Below are 18,584 nucleotides of genomic sequence, written 5' to 3'. Positions count from 1 at the left end.
GAAAAGTGGGAACGGTTGCGTCCGCTCTACGACCAACAAGGTGAGCGAAGTCCTTGAAGATGCGGTTAACGTGCCGTTGACGCGCTGCCGTCTTGAAGCGTCACTGTGCTAGACCTACAATACAGTGAGCTTCTTGCGCCGTGGCGGGTCCACCGCCATGACGGTGCTCGAGAAGGGGAGAATGATGGCGACGACCGCAGCCGAGACCACCACCGCGACCAAGCTCAAGCTGGAGCCGCCCGAAGTGCTGCAGCCCGTGGTGGCGCAGGAGGCCGCTGGCCTCGTGCCGCTCAAGGATGGCGAGCGGACCGAACTCGAGAGCAAGGTCGACAGCTTCGTGTCGGAACTGGTCGCGCTGGATGCAAACAGCCCTGAGTTCGGCAAGAAAGTCGACCAGCTGACCGCGATGGGCCGGAAGGAGATCGCCGAGGCGGCGGGCGCCTCCAACCGTTTCCTCGACCGGCCGGTGAAGGCGATCGACAAGGACACGGGCATCGGCGCCGATCTCACCGAGCTTCGGCGGACGGTTGAGGCACTCGATCCCAAGGGCGCGAGCGTGCCCCGCAAGTTCCTCGGGATCATCCCGATGGGCAACCGGATCGACCGCTACTTCGACAAGTATCGCAGCTCGCAGACCCACATCCAGCAGATCCTCGGAAGCCTGGCCAACGGCAAGGACGAGCTGCTGATGGACAATGCGGCGATCGACACCGAGCGCGCCAACCTGTGGAAGACGATGCATCGGCTCGAGCAGATGATCCACATCTCCAAGGCGCTCGATGCCAAGCTCGAGGACAAGGCCAACGAACTCGACGCGACCGAACCGGCCAAGGCGAAGGCGATCCGCGAGACCGCGCTCTTCTACACCCGCCAGCGGACCACCGATCTCCTCACCCAGATGGCGGTCACGGTGCAGGGCTATCTCGCGCTCGACATCGTCAAGAAGAACAATGTCGAGCTGGTGAAGGGCGTCGACCGCGCCTCGACCACCACGGTGGCGGCGCTTCGCACCGCTGTGACCGTCGCGCAGGCACTGACCAACCAGAAACTGGTGCTCGAGCAGATCGGCGCGCTCAACACGACTACCGCCAACATGATCGACTCGACCGGCTCGATGCTGAAGACCCAGTCGGCGGCGATCCACGAGCAGGCGGCGAGCTCGACCATCCCGCTTGAGACGCTGCAGCGGGCGTTCCAGAACATCTACGACACGATGGATTCGATCGACACCTTCAAGCTGAAGGCGCTCGAGAACATGAAGCAGACGGTCAACACGCTCGGCAACGAGGTCGAGAAGAGCCGCGGCTACATCGCCCGGGCTGAGGGAGCGAGCCAGGGCCGGCTCGAGGCGGCACCCGCCTTCACCGCGCTCGACGCCAAGTGAGCGAGAGCGAGGACAAGGTCGGACGCGCGCTCGCCCGCTTCGAGCGGGTGATGACGGTCATCGACGAGAAGGAAGGGCCGCTCGCCCTGCAGGCCGGGCGCGAACGGCGGCTGAAGCTCGAGCGGACCGGCCGCGCGCTGAGCAAGGCGGCGATGATCGTGCTGGTGATCAGCGTGCTGACCATCATCGTCGGCCTGTTCATGCCGATCGGCATGTTCGGCTTCCTCGCCGCGGTCGGCCTCGCGGGCGCGCTGGCGATGGCGATCTTCTTCCACGATGTGCTGAAGGACGCGACCGCGCCGACCGTCCCCGCCGACCTGCCCAACGACGCGATGGTGCAGCGGTTCGGAAGCTACCTCTACCAGAACCGCCGTGCCCTCCCCGCTCCGGCGCAGAACGTTGTCGATTCGATCAGCGCCGAGCTCGGCACGCTCCGCCAGACCCTCGCCCGGACCGACGTCCACGACCCCGACGCGCAGGAAGCGCGGCGGCTGATGAGCGTGCACCTGCCTGGCCTCATCGACCGCTACGCCAACGTGCCCCCCGCCTACCGTGCCGAAGCCGATGCCGAGGGCAAGACGATCGACCAGCGGCTGGTCGAGGGACTGACGGCGAGCCGGTCGGCACTCGGCGACGTCAGCGCGCGGCTCGCCAAGCGCGACCTCGACGCCTTCCAGACCCAGGGCCGCTTCATCGAGAGCAAATACGGCTCGGGCGGGAACGCCTGATCGCGGCGAAGTTCACGAAGTTCACGAAGTTCATAGGTGGCGGGGGTGTCGCGCCGTCGCCCCGCCCTCGTTTTGCAGAACCCCAATGCAGCCGCCTGCTCCGAGGCTGGATAAACGGAAAGCAATTCAGACGAACCCCTTGGGTTAGCCAATCATGCGAAGTCCTACTTCGCAAGTAATTTGCCGGAGCGGGCGCATGTGCCCGCCCGCCCCGGCATCCGCCTCAGTCCAGCGCCACATCCCACAGCAGGACGACGAAGAGGATGAAGGCGATGGTGAGCGCGAACCACAGCAAGCGAAGCTTCCAACTGGCGCGGAAGATGGCGGGATGGTCGCTGCGAAAGCGCTCCGCCTTAGCCCAGGCGGCGGCATTCGCCGAGAGCAGCCCCGTATCGAGCGGACCGAGGCCCTTGAGCAGAATTCCGACCTCCTGCGTCGTCGAAGGCGGAAGGTCGGGGTAGGCAGTCAGCAATTCGTCGAGACGCGCGAGAGCGTCGGGGTCGTCCGCCACTCTGGCGCGCCCGGTTTCGGTGGTCATGAACATACTCGTGGCTTGGGCGCGAGCGGGTCCGTGCCCGCTCGCGCCTGATTGATTCAGCTGGTTGCGGAAGGTCCCGCGCTCAGGCGCGGCGGATCAGCCGCCTGAAGCGATCCTTGAGCAGGCCCTTGGTCCGGCGGAGCCGGAACAGCCGAAGTGCATTGGGACGCGACTTGGAGAGTTCGCGCGAGATGGCGCGCTCCACATCATAGTGGAGGGCGGTCAGCCGGATGGCTTGCGTGGACATGATAGTTTCCCTTGCTGCCGTGGGCACAGCGGCCCCGGCGTGTCTGATCGTGTTCGGGTCGGGGACGATCAGACGGCGGGAGGGGCCCGCGCACGATAGGGAAGGGAGATCCGTGCCGTTCCGCGGGCCGACGGTTCGCGGCCCTCAGTAAGGTGCGGGCGAAGATCGCAGAGGACGGTCGGCGTGGTGGTCGAGGGAGTAAGGAACGGCTCGGGCGCCGGGCGCTTGGCCTTGGCAACCTGCTTGCCGCCGCTGGTCGCAATGGCGAGCGCGGGCTGGCGGCCGAGGATCTCGAAGGCAGTCGTTCCGCGCGCCTCCGCGGCCGCCGGAATGACGCTGAACCCTGCAAGGACCCCGTAAAGCATTGCGAGAAGCGCAGCGATGGCGCGGCTTCTTGCCCGGGGTTGAGTGCCAAGTCCTTGCATCGTCTTGCTTCTCAAATGGGAAGACCATCGATGTGCGCAAGACAGGCGGCGCGTGGCGTTCCTGCCAGCAGCAGAATCTGGTCCTGAAAAGCGTTGCAGAAATGCATCACTCTCCGGCTTTCCTGAGTTTAGACCCACAGCAATCGGGAGCCATTTTCCGCCAGACCAGTTGGCCGGTCGCATCTTCGCAATAAAGAGAGAGATCAAACGATGCGCATGTACCTACTTGCGGCTGGAGCGGCGATTGTCGTCGCTTCGCCCGCCGCCGCCCAGACCGGCGGCTACTTCGGAATCGAGGGCGGCGTCCTCTTCCCGAAGAAGCAGAACGACAACGTCACCACGGTCTTCACCCAGACCGTTCAGACACCCGCTGCCGGCACCGCCGTCACGGCTCCGAACGTGGGCGTCGTTGGCACCCTGCCGACCACGCTGACCACCGTGCCGACTGCCATCAACGGCAACACCCGCACCAAGTTCAAGCGCGGCTATGACGTCGACGCCGTCGCCGGCTACGACTTCGGTGGCTTCCGCCTCGAAGGTGAGCTCGGCTACAAGCGTTCGCGCATCAAGTCGTTCGAGGCCGACTCGGCCTTCACCACCGGCGTCGCCACGGGCCTGAACCCGACCGGCACCACCGGCACCACCTTCGTCTTCCCGGTCGACAACAGCGACGCCTTCGATCTCAGCAACCGCGTGAGCGTGCTTTCGGGCATGGTCAACGCGCTGCTCGATCTCGGCGGCAACGGCGGCCCGGGCTTCTACGCTGGTGGCGGTATCGGCCGCGCTCGCGTCAAGATGTTCGGCGACCGTGACAACGCCTGGGCCTACCAGGGCATCGCCGGCGTCCGTTTCCCGGTCAGCGACAATGTCGATATCGGCCTGAAGTATCGCTACTTCCGCACCGGCCGCCTCGACTTCGATCCGGGCTCGGTTGCCTTCAGCTCGACCCGCACCGCGGTCGTGCCGAACGTCGCCGTTCCGGGCGGTCCGGCTGCCGTTGGTTCGACCAACGTCAACTTCACCCGCACGGCCACTGCGAGCGGCGATTTCGACAACCGCTTCTCGTCGCACAGCCTGCTTCTGAGCCTGGCGTTCAACTTCGGTGGCGCTCGCGAGGAAGTCCTTCCGCCGCCGCCGCCGCCGGTGGTCGAGGCTGCGCCTCCGCCCCCGCCGCCGCCGCAGACCCAGACCTGCCCGGACGGGTCGGTGGTTCTCGCGACCGACGTGTGCCCGGTTCCCCCGCCCCCGCCGCCCCCGCCGCCGCCCGCTCCGGTGCGTGGCTAAGCGAACGCGGCTCATCGGAAAGGCAGCTTCGGCAGCCTTTCCGAGGGTTGGAAGAGAGGTCGGCGATCTTCGGATCGCCGGCCTTTTCTTATGGGCGAGAGGGCTCAGTCGAACCCCGGGCATCGAAGAAGGGTATCCGCCGCTACACCACCGCCTTCGGCAGCGGTTCCGATTCCCATGGCTGCGCCACGGGGTGGTTCCTAGGCGTCGAGCTCGGCGAGGATCTCGGCGGTGTGCTGGCCCAAGCGCGGCGGCGGGCGGTCGGAGTCCAACCGCTCGCCGTCGAGGCGAAGCGGGCCGCCGAGGAGGCGCATTCCTTCCATCTCGCGGAGCATGGCGCGGTGGGTAGCCTGCGGGTCGGCGAGCGCCTCGGCGATGCCGTTGATCGGGCCGGCAGGAATCCCCGCACGCTCGCAGGCCTCGTACCAGAAGGCCGCCGGCCGGGTGCGGGTGATCGCTTCGATCGCGGCGACCAGCTCGGCGCGGTTGGCGATGCGAGCCGCGTTGGTGGCGAAACGGGGGTCGCTGCCCCACTCGGCTCGCCCGAGCAGCGCGGCGAGCGCGGCAAACTGGCGATCGTTGCCGACAGCGATGATCAGCGGCAGGTCGGCGCAAGCGAAGGGCTGGTAGGGAACGAGGTTGGGGTGCGTGTTTCCCTGACGCGAGGGTTCCTTGCCGCCGACGAGATAGTTGGAGGCCTGATTGGCGAGGAGCGCGAGACCGCAGTCGAACAGGGCGCTGTCGATGGTCGCTCCCTCACCCGTCGTCCCGCGACGGACCAGCGCGGCGAGAATGGCGTTGGCGGTGTACATTCCGGTGAACAGGTCGACGATGGCGACCCCGGCGCGGAGCGGACCGCCATTGGCGACCTCGTCGGGAAGACCGGTAATGCTCATCAGCCCGGCCTGGCCCTGGATCATGAAGTCGTAGCCGGCCTGCGCGGCGCGAGGACCATCCTGGCCGAAACCGGTGATCGAGGCATAGACGAGGCGCGGGTCCCGGGCGCGGAGGGTGGCCGCATCGAGCCCATATTTGGCAAGCGCGCCGACCTTGAAGTTCTCCACCACGACGTCGCTTCGTTCGGCCAGCGCCCGGACCTGCTCGGCACCCTGCGGGGAAGCAAGGTCGATCGCGGCACTGCGCTTGCCGCGATTGGCGGCGAGAAAGTAGGCGGCGACGCGCTCGTCCCCCTCGCCATGCCACGGCGGACCCCAGTGGCGAGTGTCGTCCCCCTGCCCCGGCCGTTCGATCTTCACGACGTCGGCGCCGAGGTCGGCGAGGAGCTGGGTGCACCAGGGACCGGCGAGGACTCGGCTGAGATCGAGGACCCGGATGCCGTCGAGCGGTCTGGTCATGCGCGGCGGCGCCACGGCTTGCGATCGGCGAGGACGGCGCGGGCGGCATTGTGGCCGGGCGCGCCGGTGACGCCGCCACCCGGATGCGCGCCCGAACCGCACAGGTAGAGGCCGGGCAAGGGCATGCGGTAGTCGGCCGCGCCGATCATCGGGCGGGCGCTGAACAGCTGGTCGAGGCCCATCTTGCCGTGGAAGATGTCGCCGCCGATCAGCCCGAAGCGGCGCTCGAGATCGAGCGGGCTGTGGATCTGGCGGCCGATGATGCTGGCGGCGAAGCCGGGAGCATGGCTGTCGACGGTGGCGATGATGTGATCGGCGACCTTGTCGCGGACCTTGTCCCAGCTCTTGTTGCCGGGCAGCTCGAAGCGGAAATGCTGGCAGAACAGGCTGGCGACATGCCTGCCCTTGGGGGCGAGACCGTCGTCGAGCGAGGTCGGGATCAGCATCTCGATGATCGGCGCGCGCGACCAGCCCTGCTGCTTCGCGTCGGTGAAGGCGCGGTCCATGTAGCCGAGGCTCGGCGCCATGATGATCCCGGCGGTGAGATGGTCGCCGGCCTCGGGCTTGACGGTGAAGCGCGGGAGTTCGGACAGGGCGACGTTCATCCGGAAGGTCGCGCTTTCGCAGCTCCAGTTGGTCATGTGGCGGTCGACGCTCTCGGGCACCGCGCCGGCGGGAAGCAGGCGCTGGAAGAGCAGGCGCGGGTTGACCCCGGCAACGACCTGGCCCGCGCGCCATGCCTTGCCCGAGGCGACCACGCCGACCGCCCTGCCCTTCTCGACGATGATCTCCTCGGCAGGAGCGTTGAGGACGATGTCGACTCCGGCCTCGCGCGCGGCGCGGGCCATCGCCTGGGTGATCGCCCCCATCCCGCCGATCGCATGGCCCCAGGCACCGGGCACGCCGGCGGCCTCGCCGAACAGGTGATGGAGGAGGACGTAGGCGGTGCCGGGCGTGTAGGGCGAGGCGAAGTTGCCGACCACGCCGTCGAAGCCGAACAGCGCCTTGGCGAGATCGCCCTTGAAGTGGCGGTCGAGGATGTCGCCAGCCGACTTGGTGGCATAGTCGTGGACGGTGCGGATCTCGTCGGTCGTAAGGCCGACGAGATCGCGGCCGAGGCTGAGCATGGTCGGAAGCCCGCCGATGCCCCCGCCCGCCTGCGGAGGGGCCTTGAGCAGCCACTTCTGGATGAGCGGGACGACGGTCTCGAGCTCGGCCATGTAGCGGTCGTAGCCGACGCCGTCCTCGGGGTGGTGCCGGACGATCTCCGAGCGGGTCAGGCCATTGCGGCCGCCGAGAAGATAGTCGCCGTCGCCCGGCAGGAAGTTGTCCTGCTTGCGAAGCACGACCTTGAGCCCGTGCCGGGCAAGGTCGAGATCCCGGATGACCTTGGGATTGAGAAGGCTGACCGTGTAGCTGGCGGCGCTGTTGCGGAAGCCGGGGAGGAACTCGTCGGTGACCGCGGCGCCGCCGACGTTGGGCTGCGCCTCGAGGATCAGGACCTTGAGGCCCTTCTTCGCGAGATAGTAGCTGCAGACGAGGCCGTTGTGGCCGGCACCGATGATGATCGCGTCGTAGGTCACGAACGCCACGTAGCCGGTCGCATCGCGCTTCGTCGAGATGCCCGCCGCCGAGGTTCGGGACGGCGGGCACTCGGCTCAGCGCATCAGGACGAGTTCCTCGGCCATGCTCGGGTGCAGCGCTAGCGTCGAATCGAAGTCGGCCTTGGTCAGTCCGGCCTTCACCGCGATGGCGGCGGCCTGGAGGATCTCGGGCGCGTCGGGGCCAATCATGTGCAGCCCGACGACCTTGTCCGAGCCCTCATCGACGATCATCTTGTAGAGCGCGCGCTCGTTGCGTCCGGCGAGCACGTTCTTCATCGGGCGGAAGTCCGAAGTGTAGGTGCGGATGACTCCGAGCTGGTTCTTTGCCTCTCCCTCGGTCAGCCCGACCGCGCCGATCGGCGGGTGCGAGAAGACCGCGCTCGGGATGGCGTGATAGTCGACGACGCAGGGCTTGCCGCCGAACTGGGTGTCGGCGAAGGCATGGCCCTCGCGGATGGCGACGGGGGTCAGCTGGATCCGGTCGGTGACATCGCCGACCGCGAAGACTGAGGGCACCGACGAGCGATACTGGTCGTCGACCTTGACCGCGCCGCGATCGCTCAGCGCGACGCCGAGTTCCTCGAGGCCAAGGCCTTCGGTGTTGGGCTGACGGCCGATCGCGAACAGCACCTCGTCGGCCTCGATGTCGTCGCATCCTTTCATCCGGCAGAGCAGGCTTCCGTCCTCCTGCTTCTCAATCGCCGAGAAGCCCGCGTTGAAGCGGAAGTCGATGCCCTTGGCGAGGCTGATCTTGACCAGCCGGTCGACGATCTGCTCGTCATAGCCGCGCAGGATCGTGTCGGAGCGATTGACGATCGTCACATGCGCACCGAACTGGTGGAAGATGCCGGCGAATTCATTGGCGATGTAGCCGCCGCCGACGATCACGATCCGTCTGGGCATCTGCTCGAGATGGAAGACCTCGTTCGAGGTGATCGCATGCTCGACGCCCGGGATCTCGGGCAGCACCGGACGCGCGCCGGGAGCGAGCAGGATCTTGCCCGCGGTGACAGTGCGGCCATCGTCCAGCCGGAGTGAATTGGGGCCCGTCAGCACCGCGCGGGTCTTGAGGATGGTCACCTTGTGGTTCGACAGCGTCTCGCCATAGGCGCCCTCGATCCGGCTGACCTCGGCCAGCACATTGTCGCGTAGCACCGGCCAGTCGAAGCGCTTCTGCGGGACGTCCCAGCCGAACATGGCGGCATCGTCGAGGTCCTCGGCGAAGTGCGAGCCGTAGACGAGCAGCTTCTTGGGGACACAGCCGCGAATGACGCAGGTCCCGCCGACGCGATGTTCCTCGGCGATCGCGACCCGGGCACCATGGCCGGCGGCGATGCGCGCGGCACGAACCCCGCCCGAACCGGCTCCGACGACGAACAGGTCAAAGTCGAACGTGTCGGTCACAAGCCGGCCCTTTCGATGAGTGCGCGGGTGGAGGGATCGAAGCGGCTCCGGGTCTCGGGATCGTCGATGGCGCGGGCCATTTCCTTGCCGAGCTCGACCCCGAACTGGTCGAAGGGATTGATCCCCAGCAAGGCCGCCTCGGCAAAGGTGCGGTGCTCGTAGAAGGCGATGAGCGCGCCCAAAGTCAGCGGATCGAGATCGTCGAGGAGGATGGTGGTCGAGGGCCGGTCGCCGGCATAGCTGCGGTGCGGATCGTCCGAGGAGCGCCCGGTCATCAGCGCCGCGCCCTGGGCGAAGCAGTTGAGCAGAAGTTCGCGGTGGTGGTCCGGATCCTGCTCATCGGATTGCGCGGAGACGGCGACGAATTCGACGGGCAAGAGGTGGGTGCCCTGGTGGAGCAGCTGGAAGACCGCGTGCTGCGCGTCGGTGCCAGTGCCGCCCCACAGGATGGCCGAGGTCGGGCCATCGACCGGCTGGCCGGCAAGGGTCGCCGACTTGCCGTTCGATTCCATCACCAGCTGCTGGAGGTAGGAGGGAAGCAGCCGAAGTCGCTCGTCATAGGCGAAGATGGCGCGGGTCTCGGCACCGAGGCCGCGCGCGTAGAGGATATCGGAGACGGCCGCGATCAGCGGCACGTTCGCTTGCGGCGCGGCCTCGGCGACATGCGCGTCGACCAGAGCGGCGCCCTCGAGCAGTTGGTCGAAGGCTTCGACGCCAAGCGCAAGGGCAGCCGGAAAGCCGATTGCCGACCACAACGAGTAGCGGCCGCCGACCGACTCGGCGAAGGGAAGGACCCGGGTTTCGTCGATCCCGAAGGCGACCGCGCGCTCGGGCGCGGCGGTGATTGCGATCAGCCGTCCGTAGGGATCCTCGACCCCGGCCTCCTCGAGCCAGCCAAGCGCGGCGTCGGCGTTGCGGAGAGTCTCCGCCGTGGTGAAGGTCTTGGAGGCGATGGCGACGAGCGTGGTCGCGGGATCGAGCCGGGCAAACGCCTCGTCGACCGCCTGCCCGTCGATGTTCGACAGGATCTCGACCTTATACTGCCGCTCGGTGCGGCCAAGCGCGTCGACCAGCAGTGCCGGGCCGAGTGCCGAGCCGCCGATGCCGATGTGGAGGATGCCGGTGATGTCGCCGAAGGCTCCCACTTCGATCGCGTCGACGAGCGCGCGCATCCGGGCATGACGCGAGCGGGCAAGCGCCACGCTGTCGGCCGAGCCCGTCCCCCGCTCGGCAAGATGCTCGGCGGCGCGGCCCTCGGTGGGGTTAACCACCTCGCCCGCGAGCAGGCGGGACAGCGCCTCGGAGTAAGGCGTGGCATCGACCCTGCCGAGCAGCTCGGGGGTCAGGTGGGTCTTGGCGAAGTCGAAGCGGATGTCGGCAAGATCGAAGGCGAGGTGCTCGGCCCGCGCGGGATCAGCTGCGAAGAGGTCGGCCAGCGGCTCGCGGCGGAAATCGGCGAGAAAGGATGGTGAGGACATGGGCGGGACATAGCGAGCGGCCACCCGATTACCACCCTGCCGGGTTGACCGATCGCACTGCCGAGCGGCAAGGCCTGACCCCGATGAGCGACGCAAGCGACAAGAAGAAGAAAGAAGGCAGCCTGTGGCGATTGCTGCTCGGGCTGCTGCTGTTCGCCTGGGTGCTTCGAAGCCTGATCATCGCGCCATTCAGCATTCCCTCGGGATCGATGCTCCCCGGCCTCTACATCGGCGACTATCTGCTCGTGGCCAAATGGCCCTACGGCTACAGCCGGGCGAGCTTCCTGTTCGGCTTTCCGCCGATCAGCGGCCGGCTGTTTGCAAGCCTGCCCGAGCGCGGCGACGTGGTGGTGTTCCGCGGCCCCGAGGGGCAGGACGTGATCAAGCGGGTCATCGGCCTTCCGGGCGACACGATCGCCACCCGTGGCGGCGCGCTGGTGCTGAACGGCACGCCCGTGCCGCGCGCCCGCTTGGCCGATCAGGCGGTCACGATCAGCCCCAACTCTCCCTGCCGCGCGGTCGTGCCGAAGGAAGTGGACGGCCGGTGCCTCTACGATGCCTGGCGTGAGACGCTTCCGGGCGGAAAGAGCTATGTGGTTCTCGACCAGACCCAAAACCCGATCGTCGACGAGTTCGGTCCGGTCACGGTGCCTGCCGGCAACCTCTTCATGATGGGCGACAATCGCGACGACAGTGCCGACAGCCGGATCGCGCCGGCGATCGGCGGAATGGGGTTCGTCCCGCTCGAGGCGGTGGTCGGTCGGGCGATGACGACCTTCTGGTCGACCGACGGGAGCGCCGGACTGTGGCCCTGGACCTGGTTCAGCGCGGCGCGCGGCGAGCGCATCGGAGACAGGCATTGAGCGGGGCCAATGTGAAGGCGTTCGTCGCCGAGCGGCTGGGGCATGCGCCCAAGGAGTTGAGCCTGTTCGAGCGGGCACTGACCCACCCGAGCCACGGCAAGCAGCATTATCAGCGGCTCGAATTCCTTGGCGACCGGGTGCTCGGCCTGGTCATCGCCGAATGGCTGGAAGAGCGTTTTCCGCGAGATCCCGAAGGACAGCTGTCGCACCGGCTGACCAGCCTCGTGTCGCGCGCGACCTGCGCCGAGGTCGGCCAAGCGATCGGGGTCCCGGCGACGATGCGCCTAGGCCGCCAGGCCCGCGAGGACGGTGCGGCGCGGAGCGAGAATGTGGTCGGCGACGTGGTCGAGGCGCTGATCGCGGCTCTCTACCTCGATGGCGGGCTGGAAAAGGCGCGTCAGTTCATCCGGGTGCATTGGGAGCCGCACCTTGCGGTGCTCGGCGGCGAAGCGCCGCGCCATCCCAAGTCGCTGCTCCACGAACTGGCCGAAGCGCGCAAGCGACGTTCGCCCGCCTATGAGGTGGTGCACACAAGCGGACCGAGCCATGCGCCGAAATTCACCGTCAAGGTGAGCCTCGGAAGTCTCGGCGAGGCGGAAGGCGTCGGATCGAGCAAGCAGGAAGCCGAAACGGCCGCCGCGGCGGCGATGCTGGAGAAGTTGAAGTGAGCGACCGTTGCGGACTGGTGGCGGTGCTCGGCGCGCCGAACGCGGGCAAGTCGACCCTCGTCAATGCGCTGGTCGGGCAGAAGGTGGCGATCGTCAGCCCCAAGGCGCAGACGACCCGCGCGCGTCTGATGGGGATCGCGATCGAGGATCGGTCGCAGATCCTGCTGGTCGACACTCCCGGCATCTTCGCGCCGCGCCGGCGGCTCGACCGGGCGATGGTCAAGGCAGCCTGGGAGGGCGCCGAGTCGGCCGACCGGGTGCTGCTGGTGGTCGATGCCGCCGCCAAGCTCGGCGCTCGGGCGGAGATGGTGCTGGAGGGTGTCGAGAATCGCCCCGAGCCGCGAATATTGGTGCTCAACAAGGTCGACATCGCCAACAAGGGCGACCTCCTGAAGCTCGCGACCGAGCTGTCGGCACGGCTCAGCCCCGAGCAGGTGTTCATGGTCGCCGCGACCAGCGGCGACGGGGTGGCGGACTTGAAGCGGCACCTTGCTGGGGTGATGCCGGACGGGCCGTGGCATTATCCCGAGGACCAGCTCAGCGACGCCACCGACCGGATGGTCGCGGCCGAGTTGACCCGCGAGCAGCTTTATCTCCAGCTCCACGCCGAACTGCCCTATTCCTCGGCGGTCGAGACGGAGAAGTGGGAAGAGCGCAAGGACGGTTCGACGGTCATCCACCAACAGATATTGATCGAGCGCGACAGCCAGAAGGCGATCGTCCTCGGCAAGGGCGGGAGCCGGCTGAAGGAGATCGGTGCCCGGGCGCGCGAGGCGATCGGCGAGCATCTCGGGCGCAAGGTGCACCTGTTCCTGCACGTGAAGGTGGCGCCGCGCTGGAGCGAGGACCGCAGCCTGTACCAGGACATCGGGCTGGAGTGGTCGAACTAGCCCGCGAGCAGTTCGTCGACGAAGGCGGGCACGATCTCGGCGGCGCGGCCTAGGCGGGTCTCGTGGAAGAAGATGCTTCCCTGGCTTGGGTCGAGATTGAGCTCGACGCAGTGGGCACCGACGTAGCGGGCGGTCTGGACGAGGCCTGCAGCGGGGTAGACCGCGCCCGACGTGCCGATCGAGACGAACAGGTCGCAGGCCCGCACCGCCTCGTCGATCCGCTCCATTTCGTAAGGCATCTCGCCGAACCAGACGATGTCGGGACGGACCTTGCCGACCGTGCCGCAGCGCGGGCAGCGGGCGCCCTCCCCCATCGCTCCGGACCAGGCGAAGCGCGCGTTGCAGGCGAGGCACCAGCCGCTGTTCAGCGCGCCGTGCATGTGGACGAGGGCCGCCGAGCCGCTCCGCTCGTGCAGGTCGTCGACATTCTGGGTGACGACGAGCACCGAACCGGCCCATTGATGCTCGAGCCGGGCGAGCGCGAAGTGGGCGGCATTGGGTGCCACCTCCAGAAGCCGTGCCCGCCGCTGGTCGTAGAAATGGTGTACGAGGACGGGGTCGCTGGCGAACGCCTCGGGAGTCGCGACATCCTCGACTCGGTGGCCTTCCCATAAGCCGTCAGGACCGCGGAAGGTCGCGACCCCGCTGTCGGCGGAGATGCCAGCCCCGGTCAGGACGACAATAGCCGCATCTTTCCGCACGTTCGTCGCAATCATCTCCAAAGCCGCTGTTTACACCATTGTCAGTTAAGCATTGCCGCACGATAAAGGATGCATGTACCGCCACAGCATCGGAATCGAGCCAGCCGACATCGACCATATGGGGCACGTGAACAACAGCGTGTACCTCAAGTGGGTGCAGGAAGCGGTCGTCCGTTACTGGGAGAAAGTGGCCCCGTCCGACGCGGTGGCGCGGCACCTGTGGGTCGCGCTCAAGCATGAGATCGAATTCCGGCGTCCGACCTTCCTCGAGGACGTGGTGGTCGCCGACGTCATCGCCGAGCGGGTGCTGGGCGCCAAGGCGCTGTTCACGACGGTAATCCGCCGGGGCGAGGATGTCCTTGCGGAGGTGAAAAGCACCTGGTGCTGCCTCGACGCGACCTCGATGCGTCCGGCCCGCCTTGCCAAGGAAGTGGTCAGCCGCTTCGTGCCGCTCGCCCAGGGCTGAGCCATTGCCTCGGACGAGCCGGAACGCCAAGACGGGGCGATGCGGACCGACCAGCAGCCCCTACGCCTCACCCTGATCGCTCCGAACGGTCGGATGGGCCGGGCGATCGCCCTCGCCGCCGAGGAGGCGGGCGACATCCAGTTCGATCCGGATCGTGGCGACGTTATCGTCGACTTCTCGGTTCCGGAGGCCCTTTCCACGTCGCTCGACCGGGCGACCCGCAGCGGAACGCCGATCCTCATCGGGACGACCGGCCTCGACGACTTCGCGGATCGGCGGATCGCCGAGGCAGGCCGGCATGTGGCGGTATTGCGCGCTGCCAACACCTCGCTCGGAGTAGCGCTCCTGTCTGAACTCGTCGAACGGGCAGCCCGGGTGCTGGGATCGGAGTGGGACATCGAAGTGCTGGAAATGCATCACCGGCTGAAGCGCGATGCGCCATCGGGGACAGCCTTGCTGCTTGGCGACGCCGCCGCGCAGGGGCGCGGACATGCACTCGAGCGCGAGGAAGCTCGGAGCGGCCGCAACCTGCAAAGGGAGGAAGGCGCGATCGGCTTTGCGGCCCTGCGCGGCGGGACCGTGGTCGGCGATCACGACGTCATCTTCGCTGGCCGGCAGGAGCGCCTCGTCCTGTCCCACCGCGCCGAGGACCGGATGCTCTTCGCACGGGGCGCACTTGCGGCGGCGCGCTTCCTGCGCGGCAGGGACGCCGGGCTCTATTCCATGCGCGACGTGGTCGAGGCGATGTGAAGAAGGCCGACGTCGCCGAGCTCTACCTGCGACTTGCCGAGCTCAATCCGGAGCCCGAGGGCGAGCTGGAGTGGGTTAATCCCTATACGCTGCTGGTGGCGGTCGCGCTGTCGGCGCAGGCCACGGACGTGAGCGTCAATCTCGCGACCAGGCGGCTATTCGCGCTTGCCGACACGCCAACGAAGATGCTGGCGCTCGGCGAGGATGCCGTTCGTGAGCAGATCAAGACGATCGGCCTGTTCAACACCAAGGCCAAGAACGTCATGCTGATGGCCCGGCAGCTTGTCGACCTGCATGGCGGCGAGGTCCCGCAGGACCGGGCGGCGCTGGAACAGCTTGCCGGGGTTGGGCGGAAAACGGCCAATGTGGTGCTCAACATCGCTTTCGGTCAGCCGACGATTGCGGTCGATACGCACGTGTTCCGCGTGTCGAACCGGACCGGCCTTGCGCCGGGCAAGACGCCGCTGGACGTCGAGCTCAAGCTGGCCAAGGTCACGCCGGCTCCGTTCCTGCTCCATGCGCACCATTGGCTGATTTTGCACGGACGCTACATCTGCAAGGCTCGAGCGCCCGAATGCTGGAGATGTCCGATCGTCGACCTCTGTCGCTATCGCGAAAAGAAGCTGGCGCCTCCTAAGACCAGATCCTCTGGTACCGCCGACCAAGCCCAGTAAGCAGCTCATATTGCGACTGGCCGGTCAGCGCCGCGCTGCGCTCGAGATCGAAGTCGAGCGTTACCCAGTCACCCTCTCCAATCTCGGACGCAACACCCGCGTCGAGAGCGACAAGGTCCATGGAGACCCGGCCAATCACGGGCAGCTCGGCGCCTCCGAAGGTGGCTTTGCCAAGCGAGGAGAAATGTCGTCGGTACCCATCCGCATAGCCGACATTGATGATTGCGACGGACATGTCGGACGGTGCGACAAAGGTGGCGTTGTAGCCGACGCTCTCGCCTGAACGAACCCGGCGAACCTGGACGACCTGCGCTTCGAGCGAAAGTACGGGCTTGATGGTGGAACGCGCCTCGCTCCGCGGAATCCCGCCGTAAAGAGCCAGGCCTGGCCGGACCAGATCAAAGGCATAGTCTCGGCCTAGAAATATGCCCGCACTGTTGGCCAGGCTGTAGCGCTGCGCGGGTATGGAGTCGCTTGCGGCGCGGAAGCGGCTCAGCTGCGCAGCGTTGAGCGGATGCTCTTCGTCAGCGCAGGCAAGATGGCTGTGAAGGGTGTGGATGGTCAGCCCGTCGAGCGCGCCAATCTCTTCGCGAGTGATGCCGAGCCGGTTCATGCCGGTGTCGATCATCACGTCGCAGGGCTGCGCGGGACCTCCCCGGCTCTTCCAGCGCGCAATCTGTTCAACGCTGATGAGGACGGGCCGGACGCCCGGGAGTGGCTCGTCGGTCGGACCAATGCCGTGAAGCACGGAAATCGATCCGGTTGGCAGAAAGGCGAGTTCTGCGGCTTCCCAATAGGTCGAGACGAAGAAGTCACGACATCCTTCGTTCCAGAGGGCTCGGGCGGCTCCCGCTGCACCAAGACCATAGGCATTCGCCTTGATCGCGGCACCGGCTTGCGCGCCAGCGCGTGTCTGCAGGGAGCGATAATTGGCGGCAAGCGCCGCTTCGTCGCAGCGAAGCCGAAGAGGCTGGTGCATGCTCGCGCCACTAAGGCGCTCGTGCGACTTGGTCGAGAAAAATGGCTCCCGAGCGGTCTGCTCGGGAGCCATTTTTGTTGATCGTTAGCCGCGGACCGGTGCGGGCGGCGGCGGAGGGGGAGGAGGCGGCGGCACCGGGCAGGCGTCGGTCGCCAGGATGACCGATCCGTCGGGACAAGTCTGGGTGGCCGGAGGAGGAGGCGGAGGAGGCGGCGGCGGCGGCGGAGGAGGCGCAACCTCGACCGGTGCGGCGCGAGCGCCCAGGTTGAGGATCAGGCTGGCAAGCAGCGAGTGCGACCGGAACTTGCCGTCGACGCTCTCGTCGGCCGCGGCTCCATTCGGATCGGTGAGGTCGAGCTTGGCGTTGAAGTAGCGGTACTTCAGGCCAAGATCGACGACATCGCTAACCGGCATGCGCATGCCGGCAAGCAGCTGCCAGGCAAAGGAGCGATCGTCGCCGTTGATCCCGGCACCGGTCGGCACTCCCGGGCCGGTGATCGCGCTCTCGACGTCGACCTTGGCTCCGCCAACACCACCGCCTGCGTACACCTGAAGGCCGTCGTTCGAGCCGAAGTCGAAGAGGAGGTTCGCCATGGCCGAAAAGACACGCGTGCGACCGGAGACCGCCGGGCGGGTGGTCGTCGCAAAGACGGCTGGCGCGACGCGGACGTCCTCAATCCCCGCGCGCTTCCAGCCAAGCTCGGCTTCAGCACGCAGGAGACCGAAATCGTGGCCAACAATCACGTCGGCATCAAAACCGCTCTCGTGTTCCAGACGGAAGCCATTGTCGACCGACAAGGTCCCGAGCTGATAATCGAGGCTAAGGTTCTTGGGCTTCATCACGCCGGCCTCGATGCCGACATAGGAAACGCCATCGCGTGCCAAGGCGTTGGACGACACCGCGGCGAGGGCCGCAGCAGCAAGTAAGTGTAGCTTCGAAGGCATTGATCCCCTCCCTCTTATGGTGGGTGTCTTAATATGGCCTAGGTCGCAATGTTCCTCAGCTTCTTTGCTTACTGCTCACGAAAGTCGCATCCTGTTGCCTCTAAGCCTCAGTCATGATGCTATAAGGCCATGGGTGCGAAGCGCGGCGATCACCGCCGTGAGTTGAGCCCTGCACTCGACGTCGATTGTCGCCCCTCCACTGGGCGCCGAGATCGCCGGCAGCTGACCACCAAGGACCTTTTTGCCGTCGACAAGGATGGCCTCTGCGCAGAGTTCTCCTCGTACCCACTGGCCGGCGGTGAAGCGCCAGGGACATCCGGTAAGCATTTCGCTGGCTTGCATACCTTCGAAGGCTTGTACGAACCTCCAGCCCCCCTCGGTCCAAATGGCAAAAGCATTTGCCTGCCCTTCCCAATCTCCCATCGGCGACAATCCGCAAATGAAGGCTTGACCTGCTTGCGGCGAAACGGGTGGTTCGTTCGCGGGACCACCGCTTGCGCAGGTGGCTTGGGCAAGCCCATCGAGGAGCAACAAGCTTTCGTTGTGGGTCAGCTCCTTCTGCCCCTGGCCGCCGATTCGTCCTAGCGTGCCCACTTGTGCCAGAACAACGTCACGATGTCAACCGTTTTGTGCGTATTTGGTTAGTTGTGTGAGCGGCTTCAGGCCTTTGGCTTGTAATCTTCATCCACCTGTGCCAGTGGCCCGCGTCCGCTGTTCGGCTCGTCTGGATGGTGGACCATCAATTGAGAAGAAAGCCGGAGGGGCGTCTGCATGGGGCGGGCGTCAGCGATCGGCCAACATGAGAGAAACCATGCCGCTTTACGAGCATGTCTTTCTCGCAAGGCAGGACTTGGCGCAGGCCCAGGTCGATGCTCTTGCTGAGAATGCGACCAACATCATCAAGGAATTTGGCGGGAACATCGTCAAGGCCGAGACCTGGGGTCTTCGCGGCCTTGCCTATCGCATCGCCAAGAATCGCAAGGCTCATTACGTGATGCTCGACATCGACGCTCCGGCTGCGGCCGTGGCCGAACTCGAGCGCCAGACGAGCATCAACGAAGACGTGATCCGCTACATGACCGTCCGCGTCGACGATCATGAGAAGGGCCCGTCGGCCATGATGCGCCGTCAGGAGCGCGATCGCAGCAGCCGCTCGGACCGCCCTGAGCGTGGTCCTCGCGAAGACATGGGAGCCTGATCA

The 18,584-nt window shown here is 66.6% G+C and carries 21 protein-coding genes; 10 read left to right on the top strand and 11 right to left on the bottom strand.

Translation table 11 applies throughout. The annotated features are described in order from the left end of the window. The first annotated feature begins 184 nt into the window (after nt 1-184). Entirely contained in the window at nt 185-1,384 is a 1,200-nt protein-coding gene (locus ABD727_RS04060; RefSeq protein WP_344706100.1) for a toxic anion resistance protein, read from the top strand. Further along, entirely contained in the window at nt 1,381-2,112 is a 732-nt protein-coding gene (locus ABD727_RS04055; protein WP_344706099.1) for a hypothetical protein, read from the top strand. The genes ABD727_RS04060 and ABD727_RS04055 overlap by 4 nt, the downstream gene beginning before the upstream one ends. Nucleotides 2,113-2,335: 223 nt before the next feature. Here ABD727_RS04055 and ABD727_RS04050 read toward each other — a convergent pair whose 3' ends face one another. From ABD727_RS04050 to ABD727_RS04040, 3 genes are all read right to left on the bottom strand, one after another. After that, a complete protein-coding gene (locus tag ABD727_RS04050) occupies nt 2,336-2,650 on the bottom strand; it encodes a hypothetical protein (RefSeq protein WP_344706098.1) in 315 nt (104 codons plus the stop codon). An 82-nt stretch (nt 2,651-2,732) separates the two neighbouring features. Next, on the bottom strand, nt 2,733-2,897 hold the full coding sequence (locus tag ABD727_RS04045; protein ID WP_344706097.1) for a hypothetical protein: 165 nt from the start codon (nt 2,895-2,897) through the stop codon (nt 2,733-2,735). 68 nt (nt 2,898-2,965) lie between these two features. Beyond that, nucleotides 2,966-3,262: a hypothetical protein gene (locus ABD727_RS04040; RefSeq protein WP_344706096.1), complete on the bottom strand. Its 297-nt coding sequence runs from the start codon at nt 3,260-3,262 to the stop codon at nt 2,966-2,968. A gap of 270 nt (nt 3,263-3,532) precedes the next feature. On the opposite strand from ABD727_RS04040, the gene ABD727_RS04035 reads away from it, so the two are divergent. Further along, nucleotides 3,533-4,606 (top strand): outer membrane protein, encoded by a 1,074-nt coding sequence (locus ABD727_RS04035; RefSeq protein WP_344706095.1) that lies wholly within the window; start codon nt 3,533-3,535, stop codon nt 4,604-4,606. 200 nt (nt 4,607-4,806) lie between these two features. On the opposite strand, the gene ABD727_RS04030 is transcribed toward ABD727_RS04035, so the two are convergent. From ABD727_RS04030 to pgi, 4 genes are read right to left on the bottom strand one after another with little or no spacing between them, the layout of a single operon-like run. Further along, nucleotides 4,807-5,961: a CaiB/BaiF CoA transferase family protein gene (locus ABD727_RS04030; RefSeq protein WP_344706094.1), complete on the bottom strand. Its 1,155-nt coding sequence runs from the start codon at nt 5,959-5,961 to the stop codon at nt 4,807-4,809. Continuing rightward, the gene (locus ABD727_RS04025; RefSeq protein WP_344708023.1) at nt 5,958-7,583 is read right to left on the bottom strand and encodes a phytoene desaturase family protein; all 1,626 of its coding nucleotides are present in this window, start codon (nt 7,581-7,583) and stop codon (nt 5,958-5,960) included. The genes ABD727_RS04030 and ABD727_RS04025 overlap by 4 nt, the downstream gene beginning before the upstream one ends. A gap of 36 nt (nt 7,584-7,619) precedes the next feature. Next, nucleotides 7,620-8,969 (bottom strand): glutathione-disulfide reductase, encoded by a 1,350-nt coding sequence (gene gorA, locus ABD727_RS04020; protein ID WP_344706093.1) that lies wholly within the window; start codon nt 8,967-8,969, stop codon nt 7,620-7,622. After that, on the bottom strand, nt 8,966-10,447 hold the full coding sequence (pgi, locus tag ABD727_RS04015) for a glucose-6-phosphate isomerase (protein WP_344706092.1): 1,482 nt from the start codon (nt 10,445-10,447) through the stop codon (nt 8,966-8,968). The genes gorA and pgi overlap by 4 nt, the downstream gene beginning before the upstream one ends. A gap of 83 nt (nt 10,448-10,530) precedes the next feature. Between pgi and lepB the strand changes: the two genes are divergently transcribed. The 3 genes from lepB to era are packed head-to-tail and all read left to right on the top strand — an operon-like array spanning nt 10,531 to nt 12,868. Beyond that, a complete protein-coding gene (gene lepB, locus ABD727_RS04010; RefSeq protein WP_344708022.1) occupies nt 10,531-11,310 on the top strand; it encodes a signal peptidase I in 780 nt (259 codons plus the stop codon). Continuing rightward, a complete protein-coding gene (gene rnc / locus ABD727_RS04005) occupies nt 11,307-11,978 on the top strand; it encodes a ribonuclease III (RefSeq protein WP_344706091.1) in 672 nt (223 codons plus the stop codon). Before lepB ends, rnc begins: the two co-directional genes overlap by 4 nt. Then, a complete protein-coding gene (era, locus tag ABD727_RS04000) occupies nt 11,975-12,868 on the top strand; it encodes a GTPase Era (RefSeq protein WP_344706090.1) in 894 nt (297 codons plus the stop codon). The genes rnc and era overlap by 4 nt, the downstream gene beginning before the upstream one ends. Here the strand turns inward: era and ABD727_RS03995 are convergent. Continuing rightward, nucleotides 12,865-13,584, bottom strand: a complete 720-nt coding sequence (locus ABD727_RS03995) for an NAD-dependent deacylase (protein WP_344706089.1) — start codon at nt 13,582-13,584, stop codon at nt 12,865-12,867. The two genes, era and ABD727_RS03995, sit on opposite strands and share 4 nt — an antisense overlap. Nucleotides 13,585-13,642: 58 nt before the next feature. Here ABD727_RS03995 and ABD727_RS03990 point away from each other — a divergent pair, with 58 nt between their 5' ends. From ABD727_RS03990 to nth, 3 genes are read left to right on the top strand one after another with little or no spacing between them, the layout of a single operon-like run. After that, on the top strand, nt 13,643-14,035 hold the full coding sequence (locus tag ABD727_RS03990; protein ID WP_344706088.1) for an acyl-CoA thioesterase: 393 nt from the start codon (nt 13,643-13,645) through the stop codon (nt 14,033-14,035). Between the two features lie 39 nt (nt 14,036-14,074). Further along, nucleotides 14,075-14,785, top strand: a complete 711-nt coding sequence (gene dapB, locus ABD727_RS03985; protein WP_344706087.1) for a 4-hydroxy-tetrahydrodipicolinate reductase — start codon at nt 14,075-14,077, stop codon at nt 14,783-14,785. Beyond that, entirely contained in the window at nt 14,782-15,459 is a 678-nt protein-coding gene (nth, locus tag ABD727_RS03980; RefSeq protein WP_344706086.1) for an endonuclease III, read from the top strand. The genes dapB and nth overlap by 4 nt, the downstream gene beginning before the upstream one ends. Here nth and alr read toward each other — a convergent pair. From alr to ABD727_RS03965, 3 genes are all read right to left on the bottom strand, one after another. Then, entirely contained in the window at nt 15,419-16,438 is a 1,020-nt protein-coding gene (alr, locus tag ABD727_RS03975) for an alanine racemase (RefSeq protein WP_344706085.1), read from the bottom strand. The genes nth and alr overlap by 41 nt on opposite strands. Before the next feature lie 84 nt (nt 16,439-16,522). Continuing rightward, nucleotides 16,523-17,383, bottom strand: a complete 861-nt coding sequence (locus ABD727_RS03970) for an outer membrane protein (RefSeq protein WP_344706084.1) — start codon at nt 17,381-17,383, stop codon at nt 16,523-16,525. A gap of 111 nt (nt 17,384-17,494) precedes the next feature. Further along, a complete protein-coding gene (locus tag ABD727_RS03965) occupies nt 17,495-17,977 on the bottom strand; it encodes a DUF2793 domain-containing protein (protein ID WP_344706083.1) in 483 nt (160 codons plus the stop codon). A gap of 217 nt (nt 17,978-18,194) precedes the next feature. Between ABD727_RS03965 and rpsF the strand changes: the two genes are divergently transcribed. Then, complete coding sequence (gene rpsF / locus ABD727_RS03960; RefSeq protein ID WP_344708021.1) at nt 18,195-18,581, top strand: 30S ribosomal protein S6; 387 nt, start codon at nt 18,195-18,197, stop codon at nt 18,579-18,581. Nucleotides 18,582-18,584: the final 3 nt, after the last annotated feature.

Origin of the sequence: Sphingomonas swuensis (genome assembly GCF_039538045.1) — a bacterium.
In the GTDB taxonomy this organism is placed as follows: Bacteria; Pseudomonadota; Alphaproteobacteria; order Sphingomonadales; family Sphingomonadaceae; genus Sphingomicrobium; species Sphingomicrobium swuense.
Note: the sequence above shows the minus strand (reverse complement) of the source record. Positions and strands in the feature narration are given on the sequence as shown.

What these genes read in the sequence shown, in the direction of transcription:
- ABD727_RS04060 (WP_344706100.1), top strand. Translation starts at nt 185, where the DNA reads ATGGCGACGACCGCAGCCGAGACCACCACCGCGACCAAGCTCAAGCTG.
- ABD727_RS04050 (WP_344706098.1), bottom strand. Translation starts at nt 2,650, where the DNA reads ATGACCACCGAAACCGGGCGCGCCAGAGTGGCGGACGACCCCGACGCT.
- ABD727_RS04045 (WP_344706097.1), bottom strand. Translation starts at nt 2,897, where the DNA reads ATGTCCACGCAAGCCATCCGGCTGACCGCCCTCCACTATGATGTGGAG.
- ABD727_RS04040 (WP_344706096.1), bottom strand. Translation starts at nt 3,262, where the DNA reads ATGCTTTACGGGGTCCTTGCAGGGTTCAGCGTCATTCCGGCGGCCGCG.
- ABD727_RS04035 (WP_344706095.1), top strand. Translation starts at nt 3,533, where the DNA reads ATGCGCATGTACCTACTTGCGGCTGGAGCGGCGATTGTCGTCGCTTCG.
- ABD727_RS04030 (WP_344706094.1), bottom strand. Translation starts at nt 5,961, where the DNA reads ATGACCAGACCGCTCGACGGCATCCGGGTCCTCGATCTCAGCCGAGTC.
- pgi (WP_344706092.1), bottom strand. Translation starts at nt 10,447, where the DNA reads ATGTCCTCACCATCCTTTCTCGCCGATTTCCGCCGCGAGCCGCTGGCC.
- lepB (WP_344708022.1), top strand. Translation starts at nt 10,531, where the DNA reads ATGAGCGACGCAAGCGACAAGAAGAAGAAAGAAGGCAGCCTGTGGCGA.
- ABD727_RS03995 (WP_344706089.1), bottom strand. Translation starts at nt 13,584, where the DNA reads ATGATTGCGACGAACGTGCGGAAAGATGCGGCTATTGTCGTCCTGACC.
- ABD727_RS03990 (WP_344706088.1), top strand. Translation starts at nt 13,643, where the DNA reads ATGTACCGCCACAGCATCGGAATCGAGCCAGCCGACATCGACCATATG.
- dapB (WP_344706087.1), top strand. Translation starts at nt 14,075, where the DNA reads ATGCGGACCGACCAGCAGCCCCTACGCCTCACCCTGATCGCTCCGAAC.
- alr (WP_344706085.1), bottom strand. Translation starts at nt 16,438, where the DNA reads ATGCACCAGCCTCTTCGGCTTCGCTGCGACGAAGCGGCGCTTGCCGCC.
- ABD727_RS03970 (WP_344706084.1), bottom strand. Translation starts at nt 17,383, where the DNA reads ATGCCTTCGAAGCTACACTTACTTGCTGCTGCGGCCCTCGCCGCGGTG.
- rpsF (WP_344708021.1), top strand. Translation starts at nt 18,195, where the DNA reads ATGCCGCTTTACGAGCATGTCTTTCTCGCAAGGCAGGACTTGGCGCAG.